Origin of the sequence: Campylobacter concisus, from assembly GCF_902460705.1 — a bacterium.
GTDB lineage: Bacteria > Campylobacterota > Campylobacteria > Campylobacterales > Campylobacteraceae > Campylobacter_A > Campylobacter_A concisus_Z.
This window is the reverse complement of sequence record NZ_CABPUP010000001.1, coordinates 260889-273553: the sequence shown is the minus strand read 5'-3', so window position 1 is coordinate 273553 and position 12665 is coordinate 260889. Positions and strand designations below refer to the sequence as shown.

Here is a 12665-nt window from a genome sequence, read left to right as displayed (position 1 = left end):
GTGAGTAGTCGCGGCTAAATTAGGCAAAGACGAGAGATATTAAAACCATTATTATAAGGCAAAGATACAGCGGCGCCAGAGACCAAGAGAATATAATGCAACAATAATTAAATTTCGAATTTTTAAGTCTCTCTTTTGCGCTTAGATTAAAAAGCTCGTATTTTTCTCCTTTTATAACATCGTTATATATATCTCGGTAAGCCCTCTCCATCCTTAAATAATAAGCATCCAATATCCAAAATATCAGTATCATGGCAATATAAAATACCAGCGCCGATTTATCGTAGTTTTTGTTGTAAAAAAACGCTATTATGGCGGATGCTATAGTAATGGCAAAGGTTTTTATCTGAAATGAATTCGTATTCATCCTTGTTATAATGTTTTGTAAAAATTCAAGATATTTAAGCATGTTTTCGTTAGTCTTCTCCATTTTAATATCCTAATTCTTTAAAATACTTAACAAGATCATTTATGCCGGAAATTTCATCAAAAATGTCACTATCTGGCTTGTAATCAACTGTTATAAGCTTTATTAATGCCTGACTTTCATTTATTGATTCTAAATTCAAAGATCCTTTAGGTTTTTTATAAAAAATATTTTTAGCTATTTGGTTTTCAAAATATAACCAAGGCGAGTCCATTCTGTCAAGTTTTATTGAATTATCAGTTTTTATAAAAATAAAAAATTTACTATTTAATAATGCTTGATTTAATGACGTAGATAGTATAATATCAAATGCCCTATAAAAGTCTCGGGTAATACAACAACTATACTCTCTTGTTATGTGTCGCTCTAAAATATTTATATTTGCCCAAAGTTCAGAATCTATAAAGCCGGTAAAATTAAATTTATCCCATAGAACATCTCTTAATTTTTTAGCCAGGCCTATGTCTGCATGAGAATGAGATATAAAAATATCGTATTGGTTGTCGCTATTGAAGTGGTTATTTCTTATAACCTCTGCTTTTATTTTTTCGTATTCGAGCAGCGAGACAATATATTCTTCAAAAGCTCGCTTCATCTCCCCTTGGTCTGTTTTATATGATAACCCTTTACGATCTCGGTCATTTATTAGGGTATCTTTATTGTAGCTATTTTTGCCGTGAAGTACTCTGCACCAATTTATCCCAGCCCAAAAAACGGTTTTTTCTAGTTCTTTCATTCTTTCCTCCTTAATTAGTTTTATTCTTTTGCGAAAACGTCTTGAACTGGATAGCTTTTTAAAATTATTGCTTTCCATATTTTTTATAATCCGCCATTTTTATAAAAATTTCTAATTTCTGCTAGCTTGAGCTCATCTATACCCTTTATACTAAGTATTTGCTCATCGCTTAGTTTTTCAATATCCTCTAAATTTTCATATCCTGCTTTTACAAAAGCGGCGGACGACGGTAGTCCTTGCAAGTTTTGAATTTTTGAGATCATGTCTTTATGGCCATGCCATTTTTTGTTATGCCGTCTTTTACGAGCGTTTTGAAACGTCCTTTACTGTGATTATAATCTTCTAGGGTAATCTTTTTAAAAAATCTCTTTTCGGTATCGGTTAAAGCCCTATAATCTTGCGGGTCGATTATTTCGCCTATGCTATGTATAATATTTTCGGTGGGACATTCGTAATAAAATACGGTTTTTAAATTTAATGGAAAATCTCCGAATTTTATATAATACCCGTAAGGTTTGTGGCATGCTTTATAGTAAGCTATGCGGCGCGGATCGTTAAAGTTGAGATACGAAACGCCGCGCCCCAGCTCGCTCAGTTCCTGAGGAGTCGTTATGCCGTCGGCTATAATATCGGCCTCTGTTAGCTCCTCTTGGGTCGCATCGGGTATCTCTTCTGTTTCGCCTACGTTCATAAATTTAGTAAATTTGCCATCGTTTAGATCCTTTGTTAGGTCATTAATATTATATTGCTCTGGCTTTTGGTTTAAACTTTTTTCAGATTGTTTTAATAGATCGCTTAAAGATTGGTTGGATTCTTGAATTTGCTTTAATACGTCATCGCTACTATTGTTTGATTGGAGGCGATTACTGGCATATATATTTTTATCGCTTTGCCATTCTATATCCGCGTTTTCCTGATTAACCTTCTTTTTTGTTTGTTTTGACGCAAGCGCCCAAATCATTAAAATGGACGGTATCAAAAAGCTAAACCCTCCGCCTATATCGCCGACATAAAACATCGATATGCTCATAATAATGCAAAAGAATGAGATTATAGCGCCTACAATAAAGAGCATTTGCTTCTCCTTAAAATTTAAACTATACTCTTTACTACTTTACCCACGATTTTAAAATGCTCCTGGGTTTCGTTTAGATCGATCTCGTAGCTTTGAAAATTCGGATTAACCGAAACGATTTTAAGCATGCCGCGCGGCGTGAGTTGCAGGATTTTTACCATGAGCTGATCGCTAAAATTTACCACGTAAAGCCCGTCTCCGGCAAATGCGCCGTCCTCGCGAAAAATAACCCAATCCCCGCTCCTTAGCATCGGCGTCATGCTCTCGCCGTCCACCTCCATGCTACTCAGGTTTTTGCCGGGCGGAACTTTAAAGAAGGCCTTGGCAATCGGCATCAGCTCGCCCGTTTGGTAGCTCTTCACGCCCTCTAGCTCGTTACCGCCGCCCGCGCTTGCTTTAACGGATGTCGTTTTACGGATGAAGTAGAGATCGGCATCATCCAAATTTTGATGACTACTGTTTTTTTCTATACTAATTTTTAATAAGTATTTTGTGGGTATTTTTCTATCTTTTCTCCAAGCTGCTATTGCCGAATTGCTACTTAACGCAAGTTTTTTAGATAGCTGATTATCGTTTGCAACACCGTAATAATCATATAATTCTTGCATTTGCCCATCAAAAGCGTCCATTTTACCCCTTTCTCTAATACTAAAAATAATTAGTAAAATACTAAATTTATCTTGATATACTCATAAAAATTTAGTATAATTCAAATATTAATTAAGCAATTATATCAAAAAGGATGAAAAATGAAACTTCAAAACGCAGTTAAGCTCTTGAAAAGAGTTCGGAGAGGTTAAGGAGCACGAATGCGGCGCGATATAGTAGGCTGATTGCCAAATTTAATTTAAAAGCGAATAGACCGCTTCATCATCTCAAGCAGCCTTTTATCTCTATATAGGGTATTTGGCTCTACGCTAGCGGCTTTTATTTCAAGCTATCTTTGCGCGAGCTTTTTAAAATTAGCCTACTCGTTTATCTAGCTCTCACGTTTGACGTCGATGCTGTCTCTTACCTTTTGCTCTAGCTTAAATCTCTCCTTGCGTACCATGGCCAAACTAAACTCGGGAGGGGTCTCCTAAATTTAGCCTTTTGATTTTATTATCGGCCGGGCTTTTGTATTCGAGAGCAAAATATTTACGACCGCAAGGATCCACGAAAATATATAAACCTCTGACGTCGCATTTCTTACAAATCTTATCCTTCGGCTTTTAGTATCCTGATCTCTCTATCCGTTAGCGGTGTGTGTATCTTTGGCATTTTTTTACGGAGTCCTTTTGTGCTTTTTTATTTTACTCCATTATTATTTAGTAAAAAATGATTATTTGCAAATATATTTTTATATCCTTTGGTATTTTAAAATATACGCAAAAATATCTTTAAAATCCGTCTATATCGGGAATTTTTATACTTTTGGATGTTTTTGGGAAGTCTTAAGATTTAGTGTTATGGTGCCCGAGGTCGGACTCGAACCGACACAAGGTTGCCCTTACCAGATTTTGAGTCTGGCGCGTCTACCAGTTTCACCACTCGGGCTAAAGTAAGATTGAAATTTAAATTTTGTGTGAGAGGAAAAAGGGGAGAGTTGCTCCCCGAAAAAGAAATTATTTCTTTTTACCTTTTTTAGCAGCACTAGCAGCAACTGCTTCTTTAAGTTTTTTGCCAACTTTGAATTTAACTGCTTTGCTAGCAGGAACGTCGATAACTTTTTTAGTTCCAGGAACTCTAGCTTTTCTTGCAGCTCTGTCAGCAGTACCGAAAGTACCAAAGCCTATAAAGCTAATTGTATCGCCTTTTTCAAGAACTGCTTGGATTGTCTCCAAAGTAGCATCAACAACTTTTAGAGTATCTTTTTTTGAAAGACCAGCCTTATCGGCAACAGCTTGAATAAATTCAGCTTTTTTCATGAACCATCCTTTTAAGAAGTTATGTGGCTATATTACACTCTTTTAAAAAAAAATACAATACTTTTTCCCTAAATTTAGCTCTTTTTTACGTTTTTTTAACAAAAAATGCTATTTTTTTAAAAATTTACTCGCAAATTTCAAACATAAGCTCGGTCTTTAGATCAATCTTTTTCATATCAATAAGCTTTAAATTTTTAAAATTTAAGCTCATTAGTTCATCTTTATTTTTTATAAGTTTATTTGCTATCTGGCGCAAGACTTCGCCTCTATACGCTTTTGCGTGATGACTCACTATTTTTTTATTTTTTACAAAACAAAAAGTTATGTATTCTTTTTTTATAGTGTAAAATTTTTCATAAAACTTAGCTCTAAGGTCTAAGATCTCATCATTTTGTAAAAAATCATCAACCGCTTTACTAAATTTTTTTTCATAAAATTTTGAAATTTCAAAGCTACCTAGCTTTTCACCTTGCTTTAGTTTGTATTCAGCTATCTCATCTTTTGCTAAGATAGGTCCAAATAAATTTGAAAATATTAAAACATTATTATCTATATATTTTTGCGCCTCATTGTCTAAACCACGATAGTTTAGATGTTTATAAGCCACTCCATCATACCTTAAAATAGCTTTTATGCTGCCTTTTTGAGATAGGCTTTCTCGCAGCTGCTTACTCTCTTCAAGCTCTTTTAGTCCAAAAAGCTTTTTTATCTCGTCTAAATTTGCGTTTTTTAAAAACTCATCGTATCTGTTTAAAATTTCAACTCTTTCGTCAAAAAGCTCTGGAAATATCAAATCCTTACCATTAAATTTATTATTCGTATTTAGAGAAATTTTACTTTCGCTTGGGGAAAAGAGAATTTTTAGTGCCATTTTTCTTACCTATTTTATATATAAATTTTTATTGGATTATACAATAAAATTTTTGTGCTAAAAAAAATCAAATTTTTACCGATATAAAAACAAGCGGAATCATTTTTGCTTAGAGTGAATAAAAATTTAGGAAAAAATTATGAGAATAACAAACCAACTACGTTTTAGTCAGACTTTGCATGACTACCAAAAAAATATGACTGGTGTAAATAAAAGCTATAAGCAGCTCTCAAATGGTTTGAAAATTCAAGATCCATACGATGGTGCTGCGACTTACAATGATGCGATGAGGCTTGATTATGAAGCGACTACTCTCACTCAAGTAGTTGATGCCACTGGCAAATCTGTAAATTTCTCAAAAAATACAGATAATGCATTGCAAGAGTTTGAAAAACAGCTTGAAAATTTTAAGACGAAAGTAGTCCAAGCAGCTAGCAGCGTGCATAGTAAGACATCGCTAGAGGCTTTAGCAAATGATCTTCAAGGCATAAAAAATCACCTTGTGAATATTGCAAACACTTCGGTTAATGGACAGTTCTTGTTTTCTGGAAGTGCTGTTGATACAAAGCCAATAGATGGTGCAGGAAAGTATCAAGGTAACCGTGATTATATGAAAACATCAGCTGGCACTCAGGTTGAGCTTCCTTACAATATCCCAGGATATGATCTATTTTTAGGAAAAGATGGTGATTACAGTAAAATTTTGACTACAAATGTTCGTTTGGCTGATCAAACTAGAACCGACATCTCTTATGCGCCAAAATTTCTAAACGATAACAGCAAGATAAAAAATATGATCGGACTAAATTACGCTAGTGATTCAGTGGTTAGAAGTGACGGCTCTTACAATGGCACAATAAATCCGGATTATGATTTTTTAGATAATTCAAATGTAAATTTTCCAGATACATATTTTTTCATGCAAGGCAAAAAGCCAGACGGCACGACATTTACTAGCAAATTTAAGATGAGTGCAAATACAACAATGGCTGGACTTATGGAAAAAATCGGTATGGAATTTGGCAATACAAAAACGACAAAAGTTGTTGATGTAAGCATAAATAACGATGGACAATTTAATATAAAAGATCTTACTAAAGGTAATCAAACTATTGACTTTCATATGGTTGCAGCCACATCAGTAGCACCAAATCGCGGCGCAATCGCTCAAAACAACGCGCTTGATGCGGTAAATTCTCTTGAAGACCTTGAAACTATGGCAAATAACGTTCCAAAAACGGTTCATATCACTGAGTTTGTAAAGAGCAAATATACCGATAAAGATGGAAATGCGACAAATGCATTTGACTATGATAAGGTTAGATTTGAAAGAAAGGATAATGAGCTAATTGCAAATTTACCTCAAGTAGCCAGAAGAACGGGCGAATATGCAACAGATCAGACAAAGCTAAGCGAAGTCTCTGGTACAAAAGAGAGCTACGATAGAAATTTATATCCAAAAGATGTTGATGCTAGAAAGAGAGAGCTTTTTAATATCGACAACCAAGAGATAAATTTACAAGTAAAGTCAATCACTGGTACAAAATATGACATAAAGGTAAAAATGGGCACAGCAGGGGGTATAGATACTCCAGTACAATTTGAAATAACATCTACACCACCAGGCGGCACACCTTCTGCAACTAGAACTTTAACAGTCTATAACTCAGATGAGTTTGGAAGTTACAGAACTTACGCTAGCGATTTTACTTATAGGCAGCTCATGGATATCGTTGCTATGGCAGCAAGCGACAATATCCCAAACCCTCCACATGCAGAAAACGCAAATTTTGATACAGATATTGAAAGGGTAAAAAGAGATCAAAACTATAATGCCTATAAAGAGGCTTTGTCAAAAACAAAGGGCGCAGTAGAGACAACTTTAGATGATAAAGGCAGAATGGTTTTAACTGATAAGACAAAATCAGTAACAAACATAGAAGTAACTATGCATGATGCAAAAAATAGCGATAAATTTGATGGCGATAGCACTGGTAGAGATACGGCTGGTAATGCTGGCCACCCTCAAGGAAAGGGTTCTGTCTTTAGCTTTAATGAAAATAATGCTTTAACTATTGATGAGCCAAGTACGAGCGTTTTTCAAGACCTTGATAATATGATCGAAGCTGTTAGAAAAGGATATTATAGAGCTGATGCAAATAGTAATGACCCACGAAATACCGGCATGCAAGGTGCATTACAAAGGCTTGATCATTTAATAGATCATGCAAATAAAGAGCTTACAAAGATCGGCTCTCAATCAAGACTTTTAACAGCTACAAAAGAGCGAGCCGAAGTAATGAAAGTGAATGTGCAAACTGTTAAAAATGATGTAATTGATGCAGACTATGCGGAGTCATATTTGAAATTTACGCAGCTTTCACTATCTTATCAAGCAACCCTACAAGCAAGTGCAAAGATAAATCAACTAAGCTTGCTAAATTATTTAAATTAAAATTTAAATCAGCAGGCCGCCTAGCTTGCTGATTTTTTAAAATTAAACTCAAGCGTGCTATAATAAGCCTTTTTTATAAAGGATCTAAAATTTTACGACATATATTATTTACAATTTTTGTTTGCATTTTTATATATTTTGGTATCGCTACAGCTGCTCCAACTGCTGATTTTGTTGGCTCGCTTGGACAAAGCCTTGGTATTTTAAATATCAAATATTTTGGACTTATCGCGTATGTTTATCCATTTTTATTGATCATTTTGGGCTATTTTGTCTATAAAAATTTTAAGAAATTTGATTTTGATTTTGCTCAGTTTTTGGTAGGAATTTTTCTCTTTTTTATAGCTTTTTTGATGTTTCAAGCCTTGAGTGCTTCAAGTACAAATGGCGGTATAATTGGAAATTTTATAGTTAGTGCCTTAAAAGAGGTGATCGGCTCTATCGGCACTGCGGTTGCTATACTTATGATGTTTATTATCTCACTTGGGCTTGCTTTTAGGGAAAATTTTATCATTGTTTTAAGAAAGGCTTTTGTAGATAAAGAGATAAAAGTCCATGAAGAGAGAAATTTAAAAGAGATAAAACAAAAACAACTTCCAAAAATCGAACGCAAAAGACAAAAGAATAATGATATAAAAGAAGAAGAGCTTATAGAAGCTCAGGTACTAAATGATGATGAACAGAATTTAGATGAAGAGCTAGAGCCTGAGCCAGAAATAGAGAGTAGGGCCTCAACTATAAACGGAGTTGAAATTTTAAACGAAGTGGCTGAGAATAAGAAGTTGCTTGATCAAATAGAGCGAGGAAATGTGGAAAAGCCAAAGAATTTTGTCTTACCACCGCTTAAATTTTTAAACGATCCACCAAAACGCTCGCACAGCGTAAATGAAACGGAAATCGATCAGCAAATTTCTAATTTGCTTGATAAGCTCCGTAAGTTTAAAATAGACGGCGATGTGGTTAGAACTTATACTGGGCCTATCGTTACGACATTTGAATTTCGTCCAGCTCCACATATCAAGGTAAGTAAAATTTTAACACTTCAAGATGACCTAGCGATGGCACTAAAGGCTCAAACGATCCGTATCCAAGCGCCGATCCCTGGTAAAGATGTCGTAGGCATCGAGGTGCCAAATCAAAATTTAGAAACTATATATCTAAAGGAAATTTTAGAGAGCGAAGTCTTTAAAAATGCAAGTAGCCCGCTAACTATGGCACTTGGTAAAGATATCGTCGGTGCCCCTTTTGTGACTGATCTTAAAAAACTACCTCATTTGCTAATCGCTGGAACTACAGGATCTGGCAAGAGTGTGGGTATAAACGCGATGCTTTTAAGTTTGCTTTATAGAAATAGCCCACAAACTTTGCGCCTAATGATGATCGATCCAAAAATGCTTGAATTTAGCATATATAACGATATTCCACATCTTCTAACTCCAGTTATTACAGAGGCTAAAAAAGCGATCACTGCACTTGCCAATATGGTCGCTGAGATGGAGCGAAGATATAAGATAATGAGTCAAACTCGTACGAAAAATATAGAGAGCTACAATGAAAAGATGAAAGAGGAAGGTGGTGAGCAGTTCCCGTACATCGTTGTGATCATTGACGAGTTAGCCGATCTTATGATGACTAGTGGCAAGGATGTGGAGCTTTATATCGGCCGCCTAGCACAGATGGCAAGGGCTAGTGGTATCCACTTGATAGTCGCCACTCAGCGCCCAAGTGTAGATGTCGTGACTGGGCTTATAAAGGCAAATTTACCAAGTAGGATAAGTTATAGAGTAGGGCAGAGGATCGATAGTAAGGTTATCCTTGATCAAATGGGAGCTGAGAGCTTGCTAGGGCGCGGTGATATGCTGTTTACACCTCCTGGAAGTCCTGGAGTGATCAGACTTCATGCACCATTTGCTAGCGAAAAAGAGATAGAAACGGTTGTAAATTTCTTAAAAGAGCAACAAGATGTAGTTTATGACGAGAAATTTTTAATAGAAGAAGGTACAAGCGGAAGCGTGGCTGCTGGTGCTCTAGGAGAAGATGAACTTGATGAGCTTTATGAAGAGGCTAAAGAGATCATTTTAAGTGAGCAAAAAACGTCGATCAGTTATCTGCAAAGACGTCTAAAAATAGGCTACAACAAAGCTGCAAATATAATAGAGCAAATGGAAAAAATGGGTGTTTTAAGTCCAGTGAATGCAAAAGGTCAAAGAGAAATTTTATAGCTAAAGTCATAAATTGCTTTAATTTTAGAATTTTAATTTTTATTAAAATTCTAAAAAGTCTTGACAAAGCACATTAAAATCTATATAATTACAACTCTTAAAAACATTGGGGTATCGCCAAGCGGTAAGGCAACTGGTTTTGGTCCAGTCATTCAGAGGTTCGAATCCTCTTACCCCATCCACTTTTTAAATCCAAAATAATACTTATCGCGGAGTAGAGCAGTGGTAGCTCGTCGGGCTCATAACCCGAAGGTCGGCGGTTCAAATCCGTCCTCCGCAACCAAATGCCCATTTTATCGATATTTGAAACACTTTTTAAAATGCTTAAACTATCCTGAAATTGATTTTAGTAAATTTTCGATAGTTTCTTTAGATTTTTTAACGTTTGCAGTAATATATTTTTGTGTTGTAGTTATATTTGTATGCCCCAATGTAAATGATACTTGCTCGATCGGAATTTTTAAATAATTAATTGAATATGTGCCGATCAAATGCCTTATATCGTGAAGCCTGATTTTAGGTAAGTTATTCTTTTTAAGAAGTGAAGCCCAGCTTTTACGCAAGTCTTTAAATTTATCGTTAGTCATAGGATTAATAAAGACATAATCGTTTAGCTTATTTTCTTTCTTAGCTATCAAAAATCTTTTATAAAGACGATTAAAAAGCTCATCGCTCATTTTATAAATCATATTTCTTTTAGCCTTATTGATTTTAAAGGGGATAATATAAGTCCTAGTCTTAAAATTTATATCGCTAAATTTTAAGCTTAATACTTCATTCTTTCGTCTACCATGAAGTAGAAAAAAGAATATATCAGAGCTTGCATCTGTATTTTCACTAATAGCCTTAATAAAGCGTTTTTGAATAGCGATCGAGTAATCAAAATACCTTTTATTATCAAACTTTGGCAGCTCAATAAAATCGCAAGGATTTTTATTTATTAACTCTAGCTTTATACCTAGCTTGAAAATAACCTTTAGCTTTGCAACGATATTCTTAATAGTCTTTATCTTGTAATCTTGCTTTATAAGATCATTGCAAAACTTTTGTATATCGATAAAATTTATATCTTCTATTTCTCTTAAGCCAAGTGAGTTTTTAAAATGCTTGTTATAAGTAGCTATATCGCTTCTTAGAGTGGTTGGGCTTAAAATAAGCTCGTAAAAGCTAATGTAATTATTAAAAAGCTCATTTAGTGTCATTAAATATGCTCAAAACAATCATAATCAAATTTTTTAGCAAAAGCATCAAGAAGATCATCAAAACTAGAAAAATCACACAAACCATATTTAGAAAAAGAATAATAAGTTTCAAAAAAGGTATTATCAAATTCTTCATAATTATATAAATGAAATTCTTCTACAGAAATACCTAAATCTAATTGTGGAAAATAACAAAAAGGATAGTGAGAACAATCAACTAATAAATTTTTCATAATATACTCCTTAAAACTCATTACAAATCAAAAATCTATCTACAAAGCTATCAATATCAGGAGCATTTAAATCGTGCCTTTCATGATAGTGTGTAAAATTATCTAAATTTCTATCAAGCATTAAATTTTCAACATAGGCTAAATGCTGGGCATTTACATCGCCACCCAAGCTTTGATAATAATTAACTAGCTCGTAATCTTTCATTCTACTTACTGGTTTAGGCTTTTCATCGCTTTTAAAAAGCTCATCGCAAAGCTTTAAAATTTGCCTTTGTTTTAAGGAGTTGCCAAAGCTCTTTATTTCATCTTGGGCGTTTTCATCTTTTTGGCCATCAATTTTCAATCTATCGTAAAAATTCATAAGCCTACCGCTTATATAATGCTCCAATCTGCCATTTAAATAAATAATCTCTTCTTTATTGAAAGGCAAATTTATATATATGTAATCATCTTTTTTATACCACTCGAGTATTGCTCTGTGGTCGTTTGTTAAGTCGTTTAAGTGATAAAAATCTTGCATCGTGCTAATAAAATTAATCTTCCTATATACCCATAATGGCACTTTAGTACGTGAGCTTATAAATCTTCTTACTTTGTGTTTTACATACCAGGCTGAAAGTTCGTCAAAATCTTGGGTTTCTTTTAGGTTAATGAAAGTCTTTTGGATATACTTCATAACATAGCCACTAGGATTATTGATACTGGTTTGAAAGCCGTTTAATTCGCCGTTTTTTTCTTGCTCGCTTGTGATAGCATTTGTTTTTAGGTTTTGTGGAGCATAAAAAATATCAGTATAAATTCTTTTCATAAAGTCTATTGTATGAGCTGGGACGTAAAATAAAGCGTGAATGTGTGGCACGCCGTCTTTTTTATGTGGCTCGAAGCACCTTATATAGCTTCTGTCGATTTTTTTAAATTTATAGGAATATCGCATAATAAATAAATTCCATTGATGATTAAGAACGGCCACTAAATCAGAAATACTTAAAGGTGCTGAATTTTTAGCCTTATACTTAACTTCATCAGGCAAATATCTATAATCAATCGGCATAAATTTAGAATAATTGCCATTTAATGCACCCCTAAAGCAGCCGTTAAGAGTGATAGTTAAAAATACTGGGACTTGAAAATAATCAATAGCAAAAGAGCTAAATACATTCACGCGGTTGGACACTTCGGCGTAATATTTATCGCTAAAGTTAGCCGACATTGAAATATCTAGCAAATTTCTAACCTGGCCATTAACATTAACAAAAGAGAAAGAGCGCATATATTCCCTTTGGCTATCAAGCTTTGCTTGGCAAAGCTCAACGTCAAGGGGAGAAACACCATATAAATTTCTCGCTCGCATAATCGCTTCCTTAAACCTAAGAGTTTTTTATTAATTTGACAAGGGCTGCTTTGTGGCGGACTTCGTCCGCCCAAAGGCAGCCTTTTTTGGCTACGCCAAAACACATATAGGCGGAAAGGGTGTTTTAAACCCAAAAAGCATATTAGCTGCACGGCTCGATTAGGCAAAACGTGCCAATAGGCTTTA

Annotated in this window: 12 protein-coding genes and 3 tRNA genes; 4 read left to right on the top strand and 11 right to left on the bottom strand. The window is 34.6% G+C overall.

Features of this window, described 5'->3' with window-relative positions:
* Window positions 1-19: 19 nt before the first annotated feature.
* From F3G75_RS09385 to F3G75_RS01345, 8 genes are all read right to left on the bottom strand, one after another.
* Window positions 20-430, bottom strand: a complete 411-nt coding sequence (locus tag F3G75_RS09385) for an AC76 family protein (protein ID WP_149716279.1) — start codon at window positions 428-430, stop codon at window positions 20-22.
* 1 nt (window position 431) lies between these two features.
* On the bottom strand, window positions 432-1163 hold the full coding sequence (locus F3G75_RS01380) for a hypothetical protein (protein ID WP_149716278.1): 732 nt from the start codon (window positions 1161-1163) through the stop codon (window positions 432-434).
* Between the two features lie 83 nt (window positions 1164-1246).
* Window positions 1247-1426 carry a hypothetical protein gene (locus tag F3G75_RS01375; RefSeq protein WP_149716277.1) on the bottom strand — a complete coding sequence of 60 codons (180 nt, stop codon included), beginning with the start codon at window positions 1424-1426 and terminating at the stop codon, window positions 1247-1249.
* Window positions 1423-2238, bottom strand: a complete 816-nt coding sequence (locus F3G75_RS01370; RefSeq protein WP_149716276.1) for a hypothetical protein — start codon at window positions 2236-2238, stop codon at window positions 1423-1425. The genes F3G75_RS01375 and F3G75_RS01370 overlap by 4 nt, the downstream gene beginning before the upstream one ends.
* 17 nt (window positions 2239-2255) lie before the next feature.
* Window positions 2256-2867: a S24 family peptidase gene (locus F3G75_RS09245; protein WP_149721924.1), complete on the bottom strand. Its 612-nt coding sequence runs from the start codon at window positions 2865-2867 to the stop codon at window positions 2256-2258.
* 820 nt (window positions 2868-3687) lie between these two features.
* A tRNA-Leu gene (locus F3G75_RS01355) sits at window positions 3688-3774 on the bottom strand.
* Between the two features lie 68 nt (window positions 3775-3842).
* Window positions 3843-4145: an HU family DNA-binding protein gene (locus F3G75_RS01350; protein WP_149716275.1), complete on the bottom strand. Its 303-nt coding sequence runs from the start codon at window positions 4143-4145 to the stop codon at window positions 3843-3845.
* Window positions 4146-4269: 124 nt separating this feature from the next.
* Window positions 4270-5016, bottom strand: coding sequence for a YaaA family protein (locus F3G75_RS01345; protein WP_149716274.1), 747 nt, complete (start codon window positions 5014-5016; stop codon window positions 4270-4272).
* A gap of 139 nt (window positions 5017-5155) precedes the next feature.
* Here F3G75_RS01345 and F3G75_RS01340 point away from each other — a divergent pair, with 139 nt between their 5' ends.
* The 4 genes from F3G75_RS01340 to F3G75_RS01325 all read left to right on the top strand — a co-directional run bounded on the left by F3G75_RS01340 (window position 5156) and on the right by F3G75_RS01325 (window position 9976).
* Window positions 5156-7471, top strand: coding sequence for a flagellin N-terminal helical domain-containing protein (locus tag F3G75_RS01340; RefSeq protein ID WP_149716273.1), 2316 nt, complete (start codon window positions 5156-5158; stop codon window positions 7469-7471).
* A 41-nt stretch (window positions 7472-7512) separates the two neighbouring features.
* Window positions 7513-9693 (top strand): FtsK/SpoIIIE family DNA translocase, encoded by a 2181-nt coding sequence (locus tag F3G75_RS01335; protein ID WP_410470368.1) that lies wholly within the window; start codon window positions 7513-7515, stop codon window positions 9691-9693.
* Between the two features lie 107 nt (window positions 9694-9800).
* Window positions 9801-9875 (top strand) — tRNA-Gln (locus F3G75_RS01330).
* A gap of 26 nt (window positions 9876-9901) precedes the next feature.
* Window positions 9902-9976 (top strand) — tRNA-Met (locus F3G75_RS01325).
* A gap of 46 nt (window positions 9977-10022) precedes the next feature.
* Here the strand turns inward: F3G75_RS01325 and F3G75_RS01320 are convergent.
* From F3G75_RS01320 to F3G75_RS01310, 3 genes are read right to left on the bottom strand one after another with little or no spacing between them, the layout of a single operon-like run.
* Window positions 10023-10895, bottom strand: coding sequence for a tyrosine-type recombinase/integrase (locus F3G75_RS01320; RefSeq protein WP_149716271.1), 873 nt, complete (start codon window positions 10893-10895; stop codon window positions 10023-10025).
* Window positions 10895-11128 (bottom strand): hypothetical protein, encoded by a 234-nt coding sequence (locus F3G75_RS01315; RefSeq protein ID WP_149716270.1) that lies wholly within the window; start codon window positions 11126-11128, stop codon window positions 10895-10897. Before F3G75_RS01315 ends, F3G75_RS01320 begins: the two co-directional genes overlap by 1 nt.
* Window positions 11129-11138: 10 nt before the next feature.
* On the bottom strand, window positions 11139-12479 hold the full coding sequence (locus F3G75_RS01310; RefSeq protein ID WP_149716269.1) for a rolling circle replication-associated protein: 1341 nt from the start codon (window positions 12477-12479) through the stop codon (window positions 11139-11141).
* Window positions 12480-12665 lie beyond the last annotated feature (186 nt).